This window comes from Bacillus sp. SB49 (genome assembly GCF_000469135.2).
Lineage (GTDB): Bacteria > Bacillota > Bacilli > Bacillales > Halobacillaceae > Halobacillus.
On sequence record NZ_CP048117.1, the window covers coordinates 2,190,963 to 2,212,075 of the forward strand.

Sequence of the window (21,113 nt, forward strand, 5' to 3'; positions counted from 1 at the left end):
TAACACGTTCCACTTAGTACGTTAGCGGAACTGGAGAGTCGTGTCAATCAGAGCGGGATGTTTCCGTGCTTTTTATACGGTCTGTCCTCCTGCTTATTCCGTAGCATATCCAACGAACGAATAAGCACCTTCCGTGTTTCTCTTGGATCAATGACGTCATCAATCATGCCGAGACCTGCAGCGACATATGGATTAGCGAACCGCTCCCGATATTCGTCAATCTTCCTACTCCTTGTCTCTTCCGGTGCATCACTGTCCTTGATCTCTTTTGCGAATATAATGTTCGCTGCCCCTTCCGGCCCCATGACGGCTATCTCCGCATTGGGCCAGGCAAAAACAAGATCTGCACCTATCGATTTACTGTTCAGTGCGACGTATGCCCCACCATATGCTTTCCGTGTAATAACCGTAAGCTTCGGAACGGTAGCTTCAGAATAGGCATATAAGATTTTTGCTCCGTGGCGGATAATGCCCCCGTGCTCCTGCTTGATCCCCGGGAAAAAACCGGTGACATCTTCAAATGTTATGATAGGAACATTAAAGGAATCGCATGTTCGAATAAAACGGGCCGCCTTATCACTGGAGTCGATATCGAGCCCCCCTGCCATGTACTTTGGCTGATTACAAACGAGCCCTACGGACTTCCCTTTTATGCGGGCGAAACCGACGACAATATTCTTTGCGAAGTCTTTATGGATTTCAAAGAAAGATTGATCGTCAACTACTTCATCAATAATGATCCGTACATCATAAGGGCGAACAGGATCGAATGGAATTATATCAGTCAGATCGGGTCGATAGTCATCCTCTTCGCTTCCCTCCAATACTTCCGGCAGTTCTTTGTTGTTTTGAGGAAGATAGCAAAGCAGATCGCGGACGGCGTCCAATGCACCCGCTTCATCTGCTGCCTTCAAATGAGCGTTCCCACTCAAGGAATTATGAACGCCTGCCCCACCGAGGTCCTCGGCAGAAATCTTCTCTCCCGTTACGGTTTCTATGACTTTTGGACCTGTAATGAACATCTGCGACGTCTTTTCGACCATAATGACGAAATCCGTGATAGCAGGAGAGTAAACGGCACCGCCTGCACACGGCCCCATAATGACGGAAATCTGAGGAATGACTCCGGAATAAATAGAATTCCGATAAAATACCTGACCATATCCGTCCAAAGAAGAAACGCCCTCCTGAATTCTCGCTCCGCCGGAATCATTAAGTCCGATAAACGGCGTTCCATTTTTGACCGCGAGATCCATAACTGCCGCAATCTTCTTGGCATGCATTTCGCCAAGGGCACCTCCGTACACAGTGAAATCCTGAGCGAACAAATAGACGTCGCGGTTGTTTATCTTCCCGAATCCGGTGACAACTCCTTCCCCGGGAGCCGTTTTCCCATCCATACCGAATGCGTCATGCCTGTGCTCCATAAATGGATTCAGCTCGACAAACGTCCCTTCATCCAAGAGGTATTCCACCCGCTCACGCGCCGTCCACTTTCCTTTTTCATGCTGCTTTTCAATGCGGTCGTCTCCGCCGCCAAGCTCAACCTGGCGCCGTTTATCATACAGTTCATTTATTTTATCAAAAATATCCATCACTCATCCCCCTTGCTTTCTACCATTTCATACAGCACACCGTTTGCCGCTTTCGGATGAAGGAACGCCACTCTCGTATCGTGGGCTCCCACAGCCGGTTCCTCATGGATCAGACGTACCCCCTGCTCCTTGTATTTCTTCAAACGGGCATCCAAGTGATCGACTTCCACTGCGATGTGATGGATTCCTTCCCCTTTCTTCGTTAAGAAAGACTGGATCGGAGACTTATCGTTTAAAGGTTCCAGTAATTCTATCTTCGTTTCACCGATTTTCAAAAAAGCTACGCGCACTCCTTCCGAATTCACGGTCTCCACCGCTTCCAAAGACAGACCGAGCGTATGCTGATAAAAAGGAAGAACGGCATCAATGCTCTTAACGGCAATTCCGATGTGCGCGATGCGTTTCGGCTCTTCGAACATATCCCTTTGGACGAGCTGCTTGATATAAACGGCTATCGCATCTGTCGGGGAACCGCTCGTAAATATCTTGTTCACGCCATGCGACTCAAGGAATGGAATATCTTCTGCAGGTATGACTCCCCCTCCTATGACCGGAATGTCAGAAGCCCCCTGTGCAGCCAACGCTTCCACCACTTTAGGAAACAAAGACTTATGGGCACCGGAGAGAGAAGACAACCCGACGACATCGACATCTTCCTGTATGGCCGCTCTTGCGATTTGAACTGCCGACTGACGAAGTCCTGTATAGATGACTTCCATCCCATGATCGCGGAGCGCCTGAGCGATGATCAATGCCCCTCGATCATGGCCGTCAAGACCCGGCTTTGCTACTAGTACACGTATTGGTTTCATCTCTATCCTTCCTTTCTACATTCCCGTATATTCTCCATACTCTTCTCGAAGTACGTTAGCAATTTCACCTACGGTCGCATACGCCTTCACTGCTTTGACTACATGCGGCATGACGTTTTCCGATCCTTTGGCGGCAGTGTGGAGTGCGTCCAGGCACGCGGCCACTTCTTCCGAGTCTCTTTCTTCCCTTACCTGCCTTGTCTTTTTCACTTGTGCTTTCTCTAGTGCTTCGTCTACTCTCAATAAGTCAGCATGGATCTCTTCTTCTATCCGAAACTCATTCATGCCGACAACAATGTCTTCTTTCGACTCGATCCGCTTCTGTGCTTCATAGGCTGCCTGATGGATTTCCCGCTGCATATAACCTTCTTCCACCGCTTGGACAGCACCGCCAATTTCACGGATTCGATCCAGATATACATTCGCTTCTTTTTCTATCTGGTCCGTGAGTGCTTCCACATAGTACGAACCGGCCAGAGGATCAATCGTATCTGCTACTCCACTTTCATTTGCAATGATCTGCTGGGTACGAAGAGCAATCCGGGCTGATTCCTCTGTAGGAAGTGCGAGCGCTTCATCACGTGAATTCGTATGGAGGCTCTGTGTACCTCCCATGACGGCAGCGAGCGCCTGTAATGTCACCCGTACAATGTTATTATCCGGCTGCTGCGCTGTTAATGTACTGCCTCCTGTCTGTGTATGAAAACGCAGCTTCCAGCTCTTCGGATCCTTCGCACCAAAGTGTTCCTTCATGATGTTCGCCCACATCCTCCTGGCAGCCCTGAATTTTGCTGCTTCTTCAAAGAACTGATTGTGCGCGTTAAAGAAGAAGGCGAGGCGGGGGGCGAACTGATCGACTTTCAAACCGGCTTCGATAGCTGCATCGACGTAAGCCATCCCGTTGGCTATGGTAAAGGCAACTTCCTGAACGGCCGTCGACCCCGCTTCCCTGATATGGTAGCCTGAGATACTTATGGTATTGAACTTAGGCAGATGCTCCTGACAATAAGCAAAAATATCTGTAATCAACCGCATGGACGGCTTAGGCGGATAGATATACGTTCCGCGTGCAATATATTCCTTCAGGATATCGTTTTGAATCGTGCCTGTCAGAAGTTCCGGAGATACGCCCTGCTTTTCACCGACGGCAATATACATGGCAAGAAGAATACTCGCAGGGGCATTGATCGTCATGGACGTACTTACGCGGTCCAAAGGAATGTGATCAAACAGCTGTTCCATGTCCTTAAGGGAATCAATCGCTACACCGACTTTCCCCACTTCGCCCTCTGCCATAGGATCATCGGAGTCATAGCCGATTTGAGTCGGTAAGTCGAAGGCAACAGACAGCCCTGTCTGCCCCTGCTCGAGAAGGTACCGAAATCTTCGGTTAGTTTCTTCTGCAGATCCGAAACCGGCGTACTGGCGCATCGTCCAATATCTACTGCGGTACATGGTCGGCTGTATTCCCCTCGTGTAGGGATACTGGCCAGGATACCCATTCTTTGCTATGTAATGATCGTCAGGATTCTCCGGCGCATAAAGTCTGTCAATCGGTATTTCTGAACTCGTATAGAACGCTTCTTTGCGCTCCGGAAACCGTTTTATTGTCTTTTCCACTGCTTCTTCCCATTTATTTTTATTATCACTTGATGAATGCTTCACAGGAAAAACCTCCTTATACAGTCCAATCTCCTTCTAGCATACCAGAAATAAAGCGCTTACCTGTCTAAAAATTACTATTATTCACAAGATAATTGTAAATGGTCAAACAACCTTGTCCAATTTCTCTTTTTTATGTAAAATATGAGTCAGGATGGACGAGAAGGGGGTTACACCTTGGCTGGAAATAAGAAATCGAAACGCGAACGCCGCATGAAAGTTATCATTTATCTGATGATCCTTTCCATGGTTTTATCAACCCTGTTGGCAGGCGCAAGCTTTTTCCTATAATTTAAAAAAGACCGAAGCGACTGTTTATGCCGCTTCGGTCTTTTCTTTTATGGCTGTATCATTTCTTTCCATTTATTCTTTTCCCATTGATCATGCACGGCTTTCATATCCGCGTCTGTGTCGACAATAACAACGTCCATCTCCACTGGTACCAGTTCGTAAAGCCGCTCGACATCCTCGTTTAACAGCCGAACACACCCCGCTGACACGGATTTCCCAATCGAATCAGGACGATTCGTCCCATGGATGCCGTACATTCGACCATCGGTGCCTCTGGCATCAAAACCGATCCACCTTGTACCAAGGGGATTCTCTGGATCTCCTCCGGGAATATCGAGTTTCCGATAATAAGGATCTTCTGCTTTTACTTTGATGGAAAAGATGCCTTCCGGAGTTAAATCTTTTGTCTTCCCAACCGCTGCATCTGCACGGAACACCGGCTTGGAATTCTTGAATAAGACAAGCTCGTGGGTTGCTTTATTGACTATAATAACGGAATCTTCCATAACCGGTGGAAAGAGAGGGCCTGTCAACAATAGGACTAATGCGAGTATCTTCATGATCTGTCAACCTCTTTTAGTCCAAGTTTCCCCCGAGGAAGACGGGCTATACATCACTCTTCTTGAAGGAGCGTTTAATGATCAAATATTCCTCAATTTCATTCAACAAATGGTAGAGGCTTGCTCTGATTTCAAATTCTTCTCTCGTTTCCGGAAGCTTGTCTTCCCGGAACTCTTCTTTCATTTCTTTCAATTTTCTTAAGTAAATGAGGGCCGTATTTCCAGGATGTATTCCTTTTGCCAACTCCTCAAAAAAGTCAGCGATTTGGTGGCCGTGTTTATCCGATCCCGATATCCGGCTTACCAGGGGAAGCATACGTTCCAAGAGCTCAAACTGTTTTGTCCGCATGTGGAAATAATGGTAGTGATGATTATGGGACCGAAGCAGATGGTTTTCCACTTCTCTGTAAGACAGCGATTTGGCCTTCTCCAAAAGAGCAGCCGTCTCTGTTAATTCTCTCCCTGTCCAGTCATAGTCCCCTTTTCTAAGGAATTGAGCAATCTCTCCCATGATGATCGAGAAATTCTCTTCAATCTCATCCCGGTATTTCTTCAGTTCGCTGTCCAGATTCGGCATATACAAGTTAAGAATTAATGCCGTCCCGATACCGACAGCAATCAGGCAGATTTCGTTCCATATGATATTAACCCCGATATTACCGGATCCGTATAAATGAAGGATAATGACAGAACTTGTTACGATTCCAGGTGATACTTTCAACCAGACCGTGACCGGAATAAATGCAAAAAGCATAAGTCCGATCGCAATGGGGTTATATCCAAGCAATTCAAAGAATACGAAAGAGAACACCATAGCGAGCAAGCAGGCGGCAAAACGGTGCCATGCGCTAAGGAAAGATCTTTTTCTTGTGACTTGGATGCAGAGAATGGTCAATATACCTGCCGAAGCAAAATTCTCCAGTTGCAACAATTGGGCAATCCAAATGGCGATCGGTGTGCCCAATGCCGTCTTGATGGTTCTGTAGCCGATTTTCACGTATTTCTCCACCTCAATTTTCTTAGTCCCTTCCTTCCCGCACAGGGAAGCAAAAGAGGACCTTTGTCTATTAACAAAGATCCTCGTTAGGATGCTTAAACTTCCTCGCAGTATTCTTCGAAGCTCCGCTGAAGCTTACCGATTACTTCCATCGGTTCGAAGCCTTCGATGTCATGACGTTCCACCATCGTCTGGATCTTTCCGTCTTTCAAAAGAGCAAAGGACGGGGAGGAAGGTGGAAAACCTTCGAAGTATTCTCTTGCACGTTCCGTTGCCTCTTTATCCTGACCGGCGAAAACGGTGACCAGCTGATCCGGGCGCTTATCATAATGGATCGCATGAGCAGCTGCCGGTCTCGCGATTCCCCCTGCACAGCCACAAACGGAGTTGATCATGACGAGCGTCGTTCCTTTCTTTGTAAGCGCAGCGTCTACATCCTCAGGCGTCGTTAATTGTGTATAGCCTGCTCCTGTAATTTCTTCCCGAGCTTTTGTAACAACATCGTTCATGAAAATATTAAAATCCATGTGACATGGCCCCTTTTCTATAAATACTATGAACATTTTACCAACATATCCGGCTGCTTTCAATTGAATTGCGACTGGAAATTCAAGTCTGCTTCCGAAAAAAGAGAAAAACTGCCCTCCATAGAAAAAGAGGGCAGCTGGTTCATTAATAAACGGACGTCGTCTCTTCTGACATCTTCTCCAGTATTTCTTTAACCCGTGCAAGGAAATTACCCGCCACAAGTCCGTCAAGCACCCGGTGATCAAGGGATAGACAAAGGTTGACCATGTCTCTTGCCCCGAACATCCCGTCCTGATAGACAGGCTTCTTCACAATTGATTCCACCTGGAGGATGGCTGCCTGCGGATGATTGATAACCCCCATGGATTGGACGGAGCCGAAAGAACCGGTGTTATTGACCGTGAAGGTACCACCCTCCATATCCGATGTCGTCAGCTTACCAGCTCTCGCCTTGTTGGCAAGATCGGTGATGTCCTTGGCAATTCCTTTGATGCTTTTTTCATCTGCGTTCCGGATGACCGGCACGAACAATTGGTCTTCCTTGGCGACAGCGATATTTAAATGGATCGCTTTTCGCTGGATGATCTTATCTCCGGCCCACGTACTGTTCAGTTGAGGATACTCCTTCAACGCTTGGGCGACTGCCTTAACGAAGAAAGCGAAATAAGTAAGGCTGAATCCTTCCTGCTGTCTAAACGCCGTTTTCTTCGCATTACGAAGCTCTACAAGGTTTGTTACATCGACCTCCACCATCATCCAGGCATGAGGGATTTCCGTCTTGGACTTTACCATATTTGCTGCAATAGCTTTACGAACTCCTGTGACAGGTATTTCGATATCGCCGTCAGCAGCAGTTACAGAAGAAGAGACCGCAGTCCTCTGCTTAGATGCGGCAGTCTCCGTTCGGGAGGAAGGAGCTGCTTCCTCTTTATCGTTACTCCGGTCATTCGAAGCAGACGGAATATTTCCAGAACGGATAATTGTTTCTAAATCTTTTCTTGTGATTCTTCCGCCACGGCCCGATCCTTCCACCTGATTCAAGTCGATGTCATGTTCTTGGGCAAGAGTCATGACGGCAGGTGAATACCTTTTCTTCGTCTTATCTTTCTGCGGTACCTGCTTTTTTTCTACCTGCTGTTGTACGTCATCTTGGGAAGCCTGCTTTTCTGCTGCAGGTTCTTCCGTTTTTTCCTCGGAAGAACCGGCCCCTTCGACTTCTACATAACACATCAATTCTCCGACGGAGATGGTATCTCCTTCTGAAGCAACCAGTTCTTTAATGGTGCCGGAGAACGATGACGGTACTTCTGCATTCACTTTGTCCGTCATGACTTCTGCAATCGGATCGTACTTGTTCACTTTGTCCCCGGGCTGGACGAGCCATGTGCTGATCGTGCCCTCGGTAACACTCTCACCGAGCTGGGGCATATTGATTTTTTCTAAACCCACAAGAAACTCCTCCTTCGATTAAAATTCTGCTAGCTCCCGCATCGCTTTTTCAACTTTATCCGGATTCATCATGAAGTACTTTTCCATTGTTGGTGCATAAGGCATGGATGGAATATCCGGGCCGGCCAGACGTTTAATCGGTGCATCCAGATCAAACAGACAGTGCTCACTAATAATGGCAGAAACCTCGGATATGATGCCGCCTTCTTTATTGTCCTCTGTTACGAGCAGGACTTTGCCGGTTTTGGAGGCTGCCTCTATAATAGCTTCCTGATCGAGTGGATAGACCGTACGAAGATCCAGAATATGCGCATCAATTCCTTCTTCCGCAAGCTTTTCCGCTGCCTGAAGAGCGAAATGAACGCACAAGCCGTAGGTAATTACCGTAATATCCGATCCTTCCCGTTTCACATCCGCTTTCCCAATCGGAAGCGTATAATCTTCCTCTGGAACTTCGCCTTTAATAAGACGATACGCCCGTTTATGTTCGAAAAAAAGCACAGGATCGTTGTCACGTATCGATGCTTTTAACAGCCCTTTGACATCATATGGAGTCGACGGCATGACAATCTTCAGTCCCGGCTGGTTGGCAAATAGTGCTTCTACGGACTGGGAATGATACAACGCGCCGTGCACTCCACCGCCGTAAGGAGCGCGGATTGTTATTGGTGCTGTCCAATCATTATTGGAGCGATAACGTACTTTAGCCGCCTCGGATACAATTTGGTTGACGGCCGGCATGATGAAATCTGCAAACTGCATTTCAGCTACAGGGCGCATGCCGTACATAGCCGCTCCGATTCCGACTCCTGCAATAGCAGATTCTGCAAGCGGTGTATCCAATACCCTGTCCTCACCGAACTCTTCATAAAGTCCGTCTGTCGCCCGGAAAACACCGCCACGCTTCCCGACATCTTCTCCAAGTACGAACACTTTCTCATCCCGCTGCATTTCTTCTTTCAACGCCTGGGTAACGGCCTGTATATATGATATTACTGGCATAATAGCTCCCCCTCCTTACTCTTCATACACATATTTCATAGCGGATTCCGCTTCGGCATAAGCTGCATTCTCCGCATAGTCCGTTGCATCGTTTACGATTTTTTCAATTTCGTCATTCATTTCTTTCTCTTTCTCATCAGAAAGAATACCGTGTTCCCGCAGATACTCCGCAAATGTGACAATCGAATCCTTCTTCTTCGCCTCATCCACCTCTTCCCGCTCTCTGTACGTACGATCATCATCGTCGCTGGAGTGTGGTGTCAAACGATAGGATACGGTCTCGATTAATGTCGGTCCTTCTCCGCCTCGGCCTCTGTCGGCAGCTGCCTTAACTGCTTCATATACAGCCAACGGATCGTTCCCGTCCACTGTGTACCCCGGCATTCCGTATCCGATGGCACGATCAGAGACCTTTTCACAGGCCAACTGTTTGGACACAGGAACAGAAATAGCATATTTATTGTTTTCAACCATGAAAATAACCGGCAGCTTATGGACACCTGCAAAGTTCGCTCCTTCGTGGAAATCCCCCTGATTGGAAGAGCCCTCTCCAAAGGTAACGAAAGATACGAAGTCCTTTTTTTCCATTTTTCCGGCAAGCGCGATTCCCACTGCATGCGGAACCTGTGTCGTAACAGGAGAGGATCCTGTTACGATTCTGTTCTTCTTCTGTCCGAAGTGGCCCGGCATCTGACGGCCGCCCGAGTTCGGGTCTTCCGCTTTGGCGAACCCGGACAACATCAGGTCACGTGCCGTCATGCCGAAAGCAAGTACCACGCCCATGTCCCGGTAGTACGGCAGTACATAATCTTTGTCCCGGTCAAGGGCGTACGATGCCCCTACCTGCGCCGCTTCCTGACCTTGACAGGAGATAACAAACGGTATTTTACCTGCACGGTTCAACAGCCACATGCGTTCATCTATTCTTCTTGCTAATAACATCGTTCGGAACATGTCCAATACTTGCTCATCACTTAATCCTAGAGATTTATGGCGGTTCTCAGCCATGTGGATCCCTCCTTTGTTCTTTTACCCGTGAATTTGATTACCGTCCACAGCCATTGCGGCTTCTCCGATCGCTTCTGAAAGGGTCGGATGTGGATGAATGCTGCCTGCAATTTCCCACGGCGTTGCATCCAACACCTTAGCCAGCCCTGCTTCCGAAATCATATCGGTCACATGGGGTCCGATCATATGCACTCCGAGCAGATCATCGGTTGCTTTATCGGCAATGATCTTAACGAATCCGTCCGACTCGCCGAATACGAGAGCTTTTCCAACCGCTTGAAACGGGAAGGTTCCTACTTTCACCTCATACCCTTGTTCCTTCGCCTGTGATTCTGTCAGGCCGACGCTCGCTGCTTCCGGGCTGGAGTAAATGCACGTAGGTACCTGTTCCGGATCCACCGGGTGTGGATCGCCGTCAGCCATGTGCTCCACTGCTGTAATGCCTTCATGGGAAGCTACGTGGGCAAGCTGCATGCCGCCGATCACATCGCCGATTGCATACATATGACTTTCCTTCGTCTGGTAGAAGGCATTCGTCTGAATGACACCATTTTCCACGACAATGTCGGTGTTTTCCAATCCGATGTTCTCCACATTCGCAGCTCTTCCTACCGAAACGAGCATACGATCGGATTTGTATGTCCTGGTTTCCCCATCGACTTCTGCGTCGATCGAGATTCCATCTTCTTTCCTGGTCGAATCCGGAAGAACCTTCGCTCCTGTAACGATAGATACTCCCTTCTTCTTCATCTGCTTCATCATTTCCCTGGAAATAGACTCATCTTCTGTCGGGAGAATGTGCGGAAGGTATTCAAGCACCGTCACCTCAACGCCGAAATCAGCCAGCATCGAAGCCCATTCGATACCGATTACTCCTCCGCCGACAATGATGATTGATGAAGGAAGGGTGTCCATTTGAAGCGCTTCGTCCGATGTCATGATGTATTCGCCATCTATTTCGAGACCTGGGAGCGTCTTCGGCTTCGACCCTGTAGCGATGAGGACATTCTTCGGGATCAGCATCTCATTCTCTTCCCCGTTGTTCATCTCTACTGAAATCGTTCCTGCTGTCGGTGAAAAAATGGAAGGCCCGAGAATTCTTCCGAATCCTTCATATACGTCAATCTTTCCTTTTTTCATCAACCCTTGTACGCCTTTATGTAACGTATCAATAATGGACTGCTTCCTCTCCTGGACTTTCAAGAAGTCCAATTCCGGCTTACTTGTTGTAATACCGAACTGACCTGCTTCCTTTGTCTGTCTGAAAACTTCTGCACTACGAAGCAGCGCTTTGGAAGGAATACACCCGCGATGCAGGCACGTCCCCCCTAATTCACGTTTTTCGACGACAGCTGTCTTTAATCCGAGTTTGGATGCGCGGATGGCAGCCACGTAACCGCCTGTGCCGCCTCCCAAAATAACCAAGTCATATTCTTGCGCCATCGGAATTCTCCTTCCTATTCCATAAAATTAGGATACTGCTTAGGTGCTTCTTCCTTATTTAATATGCGGAGTGTGCCCTCATTTAAAGCCTCCAGCTCATTCTCACCAGCATACACGAGGACATCGGCAATCCACTGGACCCTGCGGGAGATCGCTTCAACGAAGTCTTTCCCATAAGCAAGCCCTCCGGTTAATGCGATCGCATCGACCTTACCTTCAAGGACTGTACTCATGCTGCCGATTTCTTTGGCAATCTGATAGGCCATCGCATCAAAGATCAAGGCAGCTTTTTTATCCCCGTTCTCTACCAAGCGTTCGACCTCTCGCGCATCATTTGTGTCAAGATATGCCATCAGTCCCCCTTGACCGACAAGTTTCTTCATGACTTCATCCCGATAATATTGTCCCGAGAAACATAAAGAGACCAAGTCACCCGCTGGAACGGTTCCCGCTCTTTCCGGGGAAAACGGCCCGTCTCCGTGTAAACCGTTGTTGACATCAATAACACGGCCGCCGGAATGTGCACCGACCGTGATCCCCCCTCCCATATGGGCAACGATCAAGCGGCTTTCCTTATAAGAGCGCTTCAGGTCGGCAGCCGCTCTCCTTGCGACCGCCTTCTGATTAAGTGCGTGAAATATACTTTTACGTGGGATTTCCGGTACTCCTGACACCTTTGCCAGATCATGAAGTTCATCAACGACGACAGGATCAACGATATAGGCACCAATATTCAGCCCTTTCGCGATTTCGTGGGCGATGATCCCACCGAGGTTCGACGCATGTTCTCCATTATATCCATCTCTCAAGTCCTGAAGCATGGCATCGTTCACTTCATAAGTACCGCCTTCAATCGGCCGAAGCAGGCCGCCGCGTCCACAGACGGCACTCAATTTACTGATATTTATGCCCTCTCCATCCAGCACATCGAGAATGATACGCTTTCGGAACTCATATTGATCAATAACACGTTTAAATTCACTCAGCTCATCTGCGCTGTGACGGATTGTCTTCTCCAGAACGGACTCTGTTCCATCGAAGACTCCGATTTTTGTCGATGTAGACCCAGGGTTAATCACAAGAATCCGATGTGTACTCACTGATAAATCTCCTTTATCTGTTCTGTCTTCTGCTAAGAATGTGATGTCCATTTTGAAGGAACTGGCTGCGGGAACGACGCATACGTTCAATTCTCTCTTCCGCCATTCGATCTGCAGCTACATAACTCGGAATGTGGTCACGCTTGGATATTTCGAAAACGCGCGCGACATTATCGTAGATTGTTTCTACACGCTTCATAGCACGATCTTTGTTATACCCGTAAAGTTCATCGGCCACGTTGATGACCCCTCCGGCATTGATGACATAATCAGGTGTATAAACAACGCCTTTCTCATGAAGAATATCTCCATGACGCGTCTCTTTCAGCTGATTATTTGCTGCTCCTGCAATTACTTTGGCCTTTAATTGAGGAATCGTATTGTCGTTGATGGTCGCACCAAGCGCACATGGTGCATAGATATCACATTCAACCCCGTAAATTTCATCCGGCTCGACCGCTTTCGCACCGAATTCTTCTACCGCTCGCTGAACTGCCTCTTTATTAATGTCTGTCACTATTAAGTTCGCACCTTCTTCATGCAGGTGACGGCAAAGATTAAAGGCAACGTTTCCTACTCCTTGCACAGCTACGGTCTTTCCTTCTAAGGAATCCGTCCCGAAACCTTCCTTAGCCGCCGCTTTCATCCCTCGATACACGCCGTATGCTGTTACTGGAGACGGGTTTCCGGAAGAACCGAATGCAGGAGAAATACCTGTAACATAGTCGGTCTCTTCATGAATCAAGTCCATATCCTGTACCGTTGTCCCTACGTCCTCTGCCGTGATGTAACGACCATTCAGTCCTTGTATGTAGCGCCCGAATGCGCGGAACATTTCCTCGTTCTTCTCTTTCTTAGGATCGCCGATGATGACCGTCTTTCCGCCGCCAAGGTTCAAACCGGCAGCCGCGTTTTTGTAGGTCATTCCTTTCGCGAGTCGAAGCGCATCTTCCACCGCTTCATCTTCTGATGCATATGTCCACATCCTGGTACCGCCGAGAGCCGGACCCAATGTTGTATCATGAATAGCAATGATTGCTTTTAATCCTGATTGCTCATCGTGACAAAATAACAGTTGCTCATAATCGTATTCTTTCATATAGTTGAAAATTTCCATGGTGATTCCTCCTTATTAATAGCTGGCCCGAAGTGCGAGTGCCAGGGAATATATCTTGCTTTGTGCATCATCCGCTCGGGAGGTTAGTACAATCGGTGCTTTAGCACCGCTGATGACACCTGCCACCTTCGCGCCTGCAAAGTACATGAATGATTTATATAAGGCATTAGCCACTTCAATGGTAGGGACAACCAGAATATCGGCTTTACCCGCTACTTCTGAATGTATCCCTTTCTGTCTGGCTGCTTTCTCATCGACAGCATTATCAAAAGCTAACGGACCATCAACCAGGCAGTCCTTAATTTGACCGCGCCGGTTCATTTGTGAAAGAACAGCCGCATCCCGTGTTGCAGGCATCGCCGGATTTACTACTTCAACAGCAGCAAGCGGTGCTACTTTCGGCATCTCCCAACCAGCACGTCTCGCTGTTTCGACTGCGTTCTGAATAATTTGAACCTTCTCTTCCAGTGAAGGAGCAATATTCATCGCCGCATCCGTAAGGAATATAAGTTTATCCCTTCCGGGTATTTCAAAAAGAGCCACATGGGACAGAACAGACCCTTTTCTCAGCCCGTATTCTTTATTCAGGACTGCTTTAAGCAAGGTTTTCGTGTCGATATTCCCTTTCATAAGCACATGGGCTTCTCCATCATGGACTGCCTTTACTGCAGCGCCTGCACTTTCTATAGATGGAACATCCAGAACACGCACGCCCCTTTCGGACAAATCAATGCCTGCATCTTTGGCAGCCTGATTGATTGCCTCCGTTTCTCCAGTCAGAATAAAATCGGCTATTTCTTGGTCCAACGCTCGTTTTACTGCTGTAAGAACGGCAGCATCCGCCGCTTGAGCTACTGCAACTGTTTTTTTGTTCGTCCTGTCTATTTGATCCACTAATGCATCTAAAGTAGTTATCATACTTTCCCTCCCTCTTCATTACTTGCAAGAACGGTGCCAACTCGCAGCCGCGTAAAAAGCCGAGAAATGCACAAAGCGGGAATGCAAAGTTTTTCACTATGAAAATTCTTGCATGCTTTTTTTGTCCAAATCATACTTCTCTAATTTATAATATAAGTTCCGGATCGAGATTCCAAGCGCTTTGGCTGTTTTCGTTTTATTAAAGCCGTGGGAACGGTACGCTTTTGCCAGTAACTTCTTCTCATAATCATCCACAGCTTCTTGTAATGTAACTTCCGGCCAAGAGGTGTTTTCGGAAGGAATGTACTCCGTACGTGCAGCTTTCGTCAACGGAGGAAGATGTTCTGCAAGAATCGTATCCTCCATATTCTCCATATAGATCATCGCCCTCCCGAGTACGTTCTCAAGCTCACGAACGTTCCCCGGCCATCCATACTCTTTCAGCAACCCGTAAGCTTCCTCATCCATATGCTGTACATGCCTCCCGTAATCTTCATTCAGTTTACTAATCAGATGACGGGCTAAAGATATAACATCTTCCTTTCTTTCCCTGAGGGGAGGTATATAGATCGGAAGACGGTTCAAGCGATAGTACAAATCTTCACGAAAGGTTTTGTTCATAATCGCTTTTTCGAGATTGACGTTCGTGGCCGCAATGACGCGGACGTCTACATGTACAGGTTTCGTTCCTCCGACACGGACAATTTCGTTTTCCTGCAGGACGCGGAGAAGCTTTGCCTGCATGGAAAGGGTAAGCTCCCCAATCTCATCAAGAAAGATACTTCCATGATTCGCCTCTTCAAAAAGCCCTTTTTTTCCTCCTCGCTTCGCACCGGAGAATGCTCCATCCTCATAACCAAATAACTCACTCTCCAAAAGCGATTCGGCGATCGCCGCACAATTGACACGGATGAACTTATTATGCCGCCGCTTGCTTTCATTATGAATGGCGTGCGCGAAAAGCTCTTTTCCTGTGCCCGATTCGCCGCGGAGCAGGACCGTTGCAGGAGTTCTGGCGCCTACTTTTGCCTGCTCCAACGCCAGCGTCATCTCCTGTGACCTTCCCACTATATCATCAAAGGTGTACTTAGCTTCCAGACTGCGGATGATCTGGCGGGCCCTCTTCAATTCAGACGTTAACGACTGAATCTCCGACACGTCATGAAGAACACCTACGCTCCCTTTCAGTCGGCCGTCAACGATTACCGGAGCTACGTTGACGAGGACATCTTTATTCGCCGGCCCTACCTTCATCCGCACGCCCCTCACCGGGCGGCGCGTGCGGAGTACTTTCATGTGCATACTTTCCCCTTCTGCTATATCCACCGTTGCCGGTTTGCCCACGATTTCCTCTTCAGAAAGTCCGGTAATCCTTGTATAGGCGGGGTTAATCATTAAACCGCTTCCATTTTCGTCTACTACGGAAATCGCTTCATCCGAAGAATGAATGATCGCTTCAAGCATGGTCTGTATTTCCTTTAAATTCGTAACCTCTTCTGCGAGATCCACTACTTCCGTAATATCTTGAAAAACAGCGAAAGCACCTATAACTTTCTGATCTTGCCCAATCATAGGAATCCTTGTCGTAATGACTTTCTTTCCGTTCTCCAATTCGAGCTGCTGATTCAGTTCTTTCTTCCTGGAAGCGAGAATACGGGGAAGTCTGGAAGCCGGAATGACATCTGTTACCGGAAAACCAACGATCTCTCTTTTGTCTTTATCAAGAATACGTGCAGCACTTTGATTCACAAAGGAGACACGGCTGTTTTCACCAATGACGATCATCCCGTCGTGAATGCTGTTCAAGATAAGGTGTTGGTTTTGCGTCTGTTGTTTCAACTCTTGAACAAGTGCCTCTTTTTCTTCTAGAAGTTCCGATGTTACGTACGCTACGGAACCAGGTATAACAACTGTGAAAGGCATCCTTTTTGCACGGATTTCCCCAAAGACGGCATCACTGCCTGTCGCCTCAATGACGATATCGATGTCTTTATGTATCCAGTTCTCCCAATGACGGTCTGACGGAATCTGCATCTGCTCTGCCAGTATTAAGCCTTCCGCATCAGGATCGATATCGGTAATAGCAACGACCTGCATACGCTCAATTTCATTCAATAATTTAAGAAGAGCCGCGCCACCCTTCCCTGCACCAACAATCAACACACGTTTCATTTCACCACACCCTGCAATATTTTGCGTACTTTCATCCTATAACATTCTGCATGTTTTAGCAAGAAGACCAACAGTTCCCTCCCACGGCTCCATTTGATATACTTAACTTGGATTGAAACAAAGGAGCTGTGCTCATGCGCTTACTTGCCTTATTAGTGTTAGTCACACCGGGAATACTCGCTGTCTATGGAATTAAATTAATCCGGGATGCTCTCTTCGGAGAATTCCACGAGATATATTTTCACATCGCTGTCCAAGGTCTTACCGGTTTGCTTTTTTTCCTCGGCGGCCTTCTTTGGATCGGCGGTTTCATCTTATACAGAGACAGAAAAAGAGGACTGACAAAAGGTCGTTTCAAACAGGATCACTAAACAGATACAAAGGAGTTTTGCTCTGTGACAGAGTTCGAATTGTTTCGAAAGCAATATCCTTTTGACTTGCTTTCGGACGAGGAATTTGAAGAGATTTTCGGCAAAGCCGTAGTCAAAGAATACAGCACCAATGAATTTATCATTCATGAAGATCAGGATGAAGACAGAATTGACATCCACTTCCTCGTATCCGGTCTTGCAAAAAACATCATGCACCGATCCAATGGTCGCCAGCTCTCTGTAAGGTTCTACTACCCGGGAGACCTGGTAGGAGTGATGATTCTTCTTACGAGCGGAGAAATGCGCTTTTCTGTCCAGGCGCTGGAACCGGTCAAAACGGTCTGCTTCGAGAGGGAATCGTTTTTACAAACGATGTCGAACAACACTCATTTCTCCAAGGTCGTCATGGATGGAATCAGCCATTTAATGAAGAGCCTCTATGACGAGGTGAAGTATAAAAGTTCCACCACGGATGAGCAGGACGATCGTGAGCTTTACAAAAAGCGTGCAGATGCCTATATGGAACTTCCAACGTTTATACACCCGGAATCCTCCATTGAAAAAGCAGCCCGCATGCTGCAGCAGCAGAAGATAGAAGCGCTTATTGTAAGCGACGACCAAAGCTCGATGCTTGGGATGATCGGATACGGCCAGATTTTAAAGGCCTATTTTGAAAATGAGCACAAAAATCCCGTTCGGACTTACATGACGGAGGAGTCCTATGAGATTAACGAACAGGAATTCATCTACGATGCGCTGAGTTATTTGAAACACCATCCAACGGAAATCATACCGGTTCTCCACAAAGATAAGGTGGTTGGAATCCTCAGACAGTCTTCCTTCTTCACCATCAAAAACTCCGTTTATTTCGATTTAACATACAAAATATCAAACGCAGCCAGCATTGATGAAATCCGTCCACTTTCTCCCATTTACAATGCAAGATTCCAGCAGTTTGTGTCCAGTCTGATTAAAGACAACATGTTTGCGTACGATATTGCTGAATTAATGACCAACTACAACGACAGGCTGCACAAACAGGTCGTACAAATCGCGGAAGATGAAATGGTGAAAGAGGGGTACGGAGCACCTCCAATCAATTACTGCTTCCTGGTCATGGGAAGTGAGGGACGTAAAGAGCAAGCTTTCTCCACGGATCAGGACAATGCCATGATTCTCGCTGACTACAGCAGTTCCAAGCATAAAAAGACGATAGAAGAATACTTCCGAATCTTTGCCGGTAAAATTAACGACATGCTGAATGAGTGCGGCTATCCTTATTGTACAGGCGGAATTATGGCAAGAGAAGATAAGTGGCGTCAGCAGACAAGCCAGTGGCACGCAAGTATCGACCGCTGGATTGCCAAAATGGATGCGGAAGAGATCCGCGATTTTACTATCTTCATGGATTTCCGTCCGATCATTGGAGATTATTCACTAGCCTATGATTTAAAAAAATATGTGACCAAGCGCGTTCAAAAATCATTGAACCTCCATCAACTGCTGATGAAGGATACATTGAGATTCCGCGTCCCTGTCCAGCCCTTCGGACGGATTACCGGAATCGGAAAAAAACGGACATTAAATTTAAAGAAATCTGCAATTATGCAGATTGTGAATGCCGTCAGGATATACAGCATGAAGTACGGCATCGAAGAAATCAATACCGTAAACAGGCTGGAGGCATTGGCTGAGCAGGAGCGCTTCCATCCACGCGATGTGGAAAATGCAAAGACAGCCCTGCACAGGCTGATGTTGTTCCGGCTAAAAGCAAATCTAGATCAACTTGACGACGATGAACCATTGTCCAATGATTTGAAGCTCGGCTCTCTGAAAAAAGAAGAGCGCCGCTCTTTAAAGGAAGCGCTGATCATCGCCAAACGACTGCAGCAAGTTTTAGAGTTGAGCTATAACCGAAATCGGGTGGTATAGTTGTTACCTGTTGACTTACAAATTATTAAATATATCTTTTTTGAGAAACCGATGTATCATTTTAAAATCAAACCATTTTTGAAATGGAACATTTATCAATCGCTGGAGGAAACATTGTCTCTATATGAAAAAGACACTCGTTTCCACCAAAAAAAATTGGAAGAATTGGATTTTACAATTTTCGATCTAGAAACAACCGGCTTCTTTCCGGAAATTGGTCATGAAATCATTTCTATAGGGGCCATCCGTTTAAACGGTCTTCATGCCTGCAGGAGTCGGAAGTTTCATCAAATCATCCGTCCTATCCGTCCTGTTAACAATCAAACATTACGCCTTACAGGACTCACTAAGCAACAGCTCATGGATGCAAGTCCTTTCATCGAAGGTTTCACAAATTTCCTGGAATTCAGTGAAGGGTCCGTCTTGGTCGCCCATCCGGCAAAGTTTGATATGCGTTTTCTGAGAGCTATGTTAAAACGATGGAAGCTGCCGGACTATGAACCCCATGTATTGGATTCACAGATAATGGCACAATGGCTTCTGCCACACGTCAAACACCAGCTTGATCCATTATTAAAATATGTAGGGATAGACAAACGGGAGCGCCACCACGCGTTGAATGATGCCATCATGACCGCAGAGTTGTTCCAATTCCTCCTCTCTAAAGCGATGAATCATGATATTCAGACACTGGATGACCTTTATACGGTATGCCGGAAACAACAAAAGGCGAAACAGCAATCGTAGCTGTTTCGCCTTTTTTTCTGCCCCCGTCCATACACAGAACGCCCATGCCTCTTATTCAAAGAAGGTATGATAAAGGGATTGAAGAGCATCCGAAAGCCCGGAGGATTTCACACCGAACATCATGGCTACTTCGGATGATCCTTGATTAATCATTTCTATATTCACACCAGCCTCCCTGAAAGCAGATGCTGCTTGACTGGCAATGCCGACCGTTTGGTTCATCCCTTCCCCTACAATCATAATCATAGCCATCTCTCGTTCAATCAGTACCGTGTCAACTTTCAACTCTTCTTTGATCCGATTTACCACCACTTCTTCCTTCTCTGGTGGAAGGTGATGTTCCCTGATGACAACAGACATGTCATCGATTCCCGAAGGAGCGTGCTCAAAGGAAACCTCTTCATCTTCCAGTATTTGAAGTAGTTTTCGACCGAATCCGATCTCACGGTTCATCAAATATTTACTGACATATAAATTCAGAAAGCCGTCATCACTTGCAATTCCTACGACATGGCTTTCCCGCTCAGGCAGCTCTGCTACGATCATCGTCCCTGGAGCAGAAGGATTATTTGTGTTTTTTATGCATACCGGTATTTTCGCTTTAAAGGCCGGTATGAGAGCTTCGTCATGGAAGACGGAAAAGCCTGCATAAGACAGCTCTCTCATTTCCCTGTAGGTTAAGGATGTCAACGGCTTTGGTTTGTCCACATACATTGGATTAACACAAAATACCGAATCAACATCAGTAAAGTTCTCATAAAGCTCGGCTTTTAACCCGGCAGCAACAATGGAACCGGTTATATCCGAACCTCCTCTGGAGAAAGTTACGATCTCTCCTTCCGGTGTAAACCCAAAGAATCCGGGTATGACTAAAATTTCGTTCCGACTTCTTAATTCATACAATCGATCGAAACTTTCCTCTAAAACGATGGCTCCTCCAGGCTCATCCCTGACGAGAATACCTGCGTCTTTGGGATTTACATAGGAAGCAGACAGACCTGACTTCTCCAAATAAGCACTGATGATACGTGCGGATCCGTCTTCACCACAAGCTTTCAGGGAATCAAGCCCATGGCTGTGCTCCTCTTGTATCATCTGAACGGCGTTGTCGATTTGTTCTTTTACAGACTCCATCACGCTTATCGAAAGGTCGAGCTCTTCTGTCATAGACCGGAAACGATCCAGAATTGTTTTATATACATCTTCTTTCATAACTCCTGCCTGTAAAGCCATTCCCAGCTCGATTAATAAATCGGTTACCTTTGTATCCTCTTTATATCGCTTGCCAGGCGCCGACACAACGACAACACGCCGGCTGTCATCCAATTCAATAATCCCTTTTACTTTTTTGATTTGCCCCGCATCTGCTACAGAGCTGCCACCAAATTTAATAACTTTCATATGTACAA

General features: G+C 47.0%; 19 protein-coding genes. 4 read left to right on the top strand and 15 right to left on the bottom strand.

The annotated features are described in order from the left end of the window. Positions 1 to 47: 47 nt before the first annotated feature. From M662_RS11520 to M662_RS11530, 3 genes are read right to left on the bottom strand one after another with little or no spacing between them, the layout of a single operon-like run. Positions 48 to 1,595, bottom strand: a complete 1,548-nt coding sequence (locus M662_RS11520) for an acyl-CoA carboxylase subunit beta (protein ID WP_008639050.1) — start codon at positions 1,593 to 1,595, stop codon at positions 48 to 50. Further along, on the bottom strand, positions 1,595 to 2,407 hold the full coding sequence (gene mce, locus M662_RS11525) for a methylmalonyl-CoA epimerase (RefSeq protein ID WP_008639049.1): 813 nt from the start codon (positions 2,405 to 2,407) through the stop codon (positions 1,595 to 1,597). The genes M662_RS11520 and mce overlap by 1 nt, the downstream gene beginning before the upstream one ends. Positions 2,408 to 2,422: 15 nt before the next feature. Beyond that, on the bottom strand, positions 2,423 to 4,072 hold the full coding sequence (locus M662_RS11530; protein WP_008639047.1) for an acyl-CoA mutase large subunit family protein: 1,650 nt from the start codon (positions 4,070 to 4,072) through the stop codon (positions 2,423 to 2,425). A 174-nt stretch (positions 4,073 to 4,246) separates the two neighbouring features. Here M662_RS11530 and prli42 point away from each other — a divergent pair, with 174 nt between their 5' ends. After that, positions 4,247 to 4,360, top strand: coding sequence for a stressosome-associated protein Prli42 (gene prli42 / locus M662_RS11535; RefSeq protein ID WP_235601469.1), 114 nt, complete (start codon positions 4,247 to 4,249; stop codon positions 4,358 to 4,360). Between the two features lie 47 nt (positions 4,361 to 4,407). On the opposite strand, the gene M662_RS11540 is transcribed toward prli42, so the two are convergent. The 11 genes from M662_RS11540 to M662_RS11590 all read right to left on the bottom strand — a co-directional run bounded on the left by M662_RS11540 (position 4,408) and on the right by M662_RS11590 (position 16,654). Then, positions 4,408 to 4,920 carry a L,D-transpeptidase gene (locus M662_RS11540; protein ID WP_008639046.1) on the bottom strand — a complete coding sequence of 171 codons (513 nt, stop codon included), beginning with the start codon at positions 4,918 to 4,920 and terminating at the stop codon, positions 4,408 to 4,410. A gap of 46 nt (positions 4,921 to 4,966) precedes the next feature. After that, on the bottom strand, positions 4,967 to 5,917 hold the full coding sequence (locus tag M662_RS11545) for an aromatic acid exporter family protein (RefSeq protein WP_008639045.1): 951 nt from the start codon (positions 5,915 to 5,917) through the stop codon (positions 4,967 to 4,969). A gap of 95 nt (positions 5,918 to 6,012) precedes the next feature. Further along, entirely contained in the window at positions 6,013 to 6,480 is a 468-nt protein-coding gene (locus M662_RS11550; RefSeq protein ID WP_193743892.1) for a BrxA/BrxB family bacilliredoxin, read from the bottom strand. 109 nt (positions 6,481 to 6,589) lie between these two features. Then, positions 6,590 to 7,894 carry a dihydrolipoamide acetyltransferase family protein gene (locus M662_RS11555; protein WP_026577230.1) on the bottom strand — a complete coding sequence of 435 codons (1,305 nt, stop codon included), beginning with the start codon at positions 7,892 to 7,894 and terminating at the stop codon, positions 6,590 to 6,592. 18 nt (positions 7,895 to 7,912) lie between these two features. Beyond that, entirely contained in the window at positions 7,913 to 8,896 is a 984-nt protein-coding gene (locus M662_RS11560; RefSeq protein WP_026577229.1) for an alpha-ketoacid dehydrogenase subunit beta, read from the bottom strand. Positions 8,897 to 8,911: 15 nt separating this feature from the next. Next, complete coding sequence (locus M662_RS11565; protein WP_008639033.1) at positions 8,912 to 9,904, bottom strand: thiamine pyrophosphate-dependent dehydrogenase E1 component subunit alpha; 993 nt, start codon at positions 9,902 to 9,904, stop codon at positions 8,912 to 8,914. A 21-nt stretch (positions 9,905 to 9,925) separates the two neighbouring features. Beyond that, positions 9,926 to 11,347 (bottom strand): dihydrolipoyl dehydrogenase, encoded by a 1,422-nt coding sequence (gene lpdA / locus M662_RS11570; RefSeq protein WP_008639030.1) that lies wholly within the window; start codon positions 11,345 to 11,347, stop codon positions 9,926 to 9,928. A 14-nt stretch (positions 11,348 to 11,361) separates the two neighbouring features. Beyond that, positions 11,362 to 12,498, bottom strand: a complete 1,137-nt coding sequence (buk, locus tag M662_RS11575; RefSeq protein WP_051348877.1) for a butyrate kinase — start codon at positions 12,496 to 12,498, stop codon at positions 11,362 to 11,364. Beyond that, positions 12,461 to 13,564 carry a branched-chain amino acid dehydrogenase gene (gene bcd / locus M662_RS11580; RefSeq protein ID WP_008639024.1) on the bottom strand — a complete coding sequence of 368 codons (1,104 nt, stop codon included), beginning with the start codon at positions 13,562 to 13,564 and terminating at the stop codon, positions 12,461 to 12,463. Before bcd ends, buk begins: the two co-directional genes overlap by 38 nt. 15 nt (positions 13,565 to 13,579) lie before the next feature. Then, entirely contained in the window at positions 13,580 to 14,482 is a 903-nt protein-coding gene (gene yqiS, locus M662_RS11585; RefSeq protein WP_035387976.1) for a phosphate butyryltransferase, read from the bottom strand. A gap of 96 nt (positions 14,483 to 14,578) precedes the next feature. After that, positions 14,579 to 16,654 carry a sigma-54-dependent Fis family transcriptional regulator gene (locus M662_RS11590; RefSeq protein ID WP_026577227.1) on the bottom strand — a complete coding sequence of 692 codons (2,076 nt, stop codon included), beginning with the start codon at positions 16,652 to 16,654 and terminating at the stop codon, positions 14,579 to 14,581. A gap of 134 nt (positions 16,655 to 16,788) precedes the next feature. Between M662_RS11590 and M662_RS11595 the strand changes: the two genes are divergently transcribed. From M662_RS11595 to M662_RS11605, 3 genes are read left to right on the top strand one after another with little or no spacing between them, the layout of a single operon-like run. Continuing rightward, complete coding sequence (locus tag M662_RS11595) at positions 16,789 to 17,025, top strand: DUF2627 family protein (RefSeq protein WP_008639018.1); 237 nt, start codon at positions 16,789 to 16,791, stop codon at positions 17,023 to 17,025. 24 nt (positions 17,026 to 17,049) lie between these two features. Next, the gene (locus M662_RS11600) at positions 17,050 to 18,957 is read left to right on the top strand and encodes a DUF294 nucleotidyltransferase-like domain-containing protein (protein WP_008639016.1); all 1,908 of its coding nucleotides are present in this window, start codon (positions 17,050 to 17,052) and stop codon (positions 18,955 to 18,957) included. Further along, positions 18,958 to 19,704 (top strand): 3'-5' exonuclease, encoded by a 747-nt coding sequence (locus M662_RS11605; RefSeq protein WP_051348855.1) that lies wholly within the window; start codon positions 18,958 to 18,960, stop codon positions 19,702 to 19,704. It begins immediately after the preceding gene. Positions 19,705 to 19,755: 51 nt separating this feature from the next. On the opposite strand, the gene M662_RS11610 is transcribed toward M662_RS11605, so the two are convergent. Then, the gene (locus M662_RS11610; protein WP_026577226.1) at positions 19,756 to 21,105 is read right to left on the bottom strand and encodes an aspartate kinase; all 1,350 of its coding nucleotides are present in this window, start codon (positions 21,103 to 21,105) and stop codon (positions 19,756 to 19,758) included. Positions 21,106 to 21,113: the final 8 nt, after the last annotated feature.

Bases quoted from the DNA above. Each gene is read 5' to 3' on its own strand.
- M662_RS11520 (WP_008639050.1), bottom strand. From the start codon at position 1,595: ATGGATATTTTTGATAAAATAAATGAACTGTATGATAAACGGCGCCAG.
- mce (WP_008639049.1), bottom strand. From the start codon at position 2,407: ATGAAACCAATACGTGTACTAGTAGCAAAGCCGGGTCTTGACGGCCAT.
- M662_RS11540 (WP_008639046.1), bottom strand. From the start codon at position 4,920: ATGAAGATACTCGCATTAGTCCTATTGTTGACAGGCCCTCTCTTTCCA.
- M662_RS11550 (WP_193743892.1), bottom strand. From the start codon at position 6,480: ATGTTCATAGTATTTATAGAAAAGGGGCCATGTCACATGGATTTTAAT.
- M662_RS11560 (WP_026577229.1), bottom strand. From the start codon at position 8,896: ATGCCAGTAATATCATATATACAGGCCGTTACCCAGGCGTTGAAAGAA.
- M662_RS11565 (WP_008639033.1), bottom strand. From the start codon at position 9,904: ATGGCTGAGAACCGCCATAAATCTCTAGGATTAAGTGATGAGCAAGTA.
- lpdA (WP_008639030.1), bottom strand. From the start codon at position 11,347: ATGGCGCAAGAATATGACTTGGTTATTTTGGGAGGCGGCACAGGCGGT.
- buk (WP_051348877.1), bottom strand. From the start codon at position 12,498: ATGGACATCACATTCTTAGCAGAAGACAGAACAGATAAAGGAGATTTA.
- bcd (WP_008639024.1), bottom strand. From the start codon at position 13,564: ATGGAAATTTTCAACTATATGAAAGAATACGATTATGAGCAACTGTTA.
- yqiS (WP_035387976.1), bottom strand. From the start codon at position 14,482: ATGATAACTACTTTAGATGCATTAGTGGATCAAATAGACAGGACGAAC.
- M662_RS11590 (WP_026577227.1), bottom strand. From the start codon at position 16,654: ATGAAACGTGTGTTGATTGTTGGTGCAGGGAAGGGTGGCGCGGCTCTT.
- M662_RS11595 (WP_008639018.1), top strand. From the start codon at position 16,789: ATGCGCTTACTTGCCTTATTAGTGTTAGTCACACCGGGAATACTCGCT.
- M662_RS11610 (WP_026577226.1), bottom strand. From the start codon at position 21,105: ATGAAAGTTATTAAATTTGGTGGCAGCTCTGTAGCAGATGCGGGGCAA.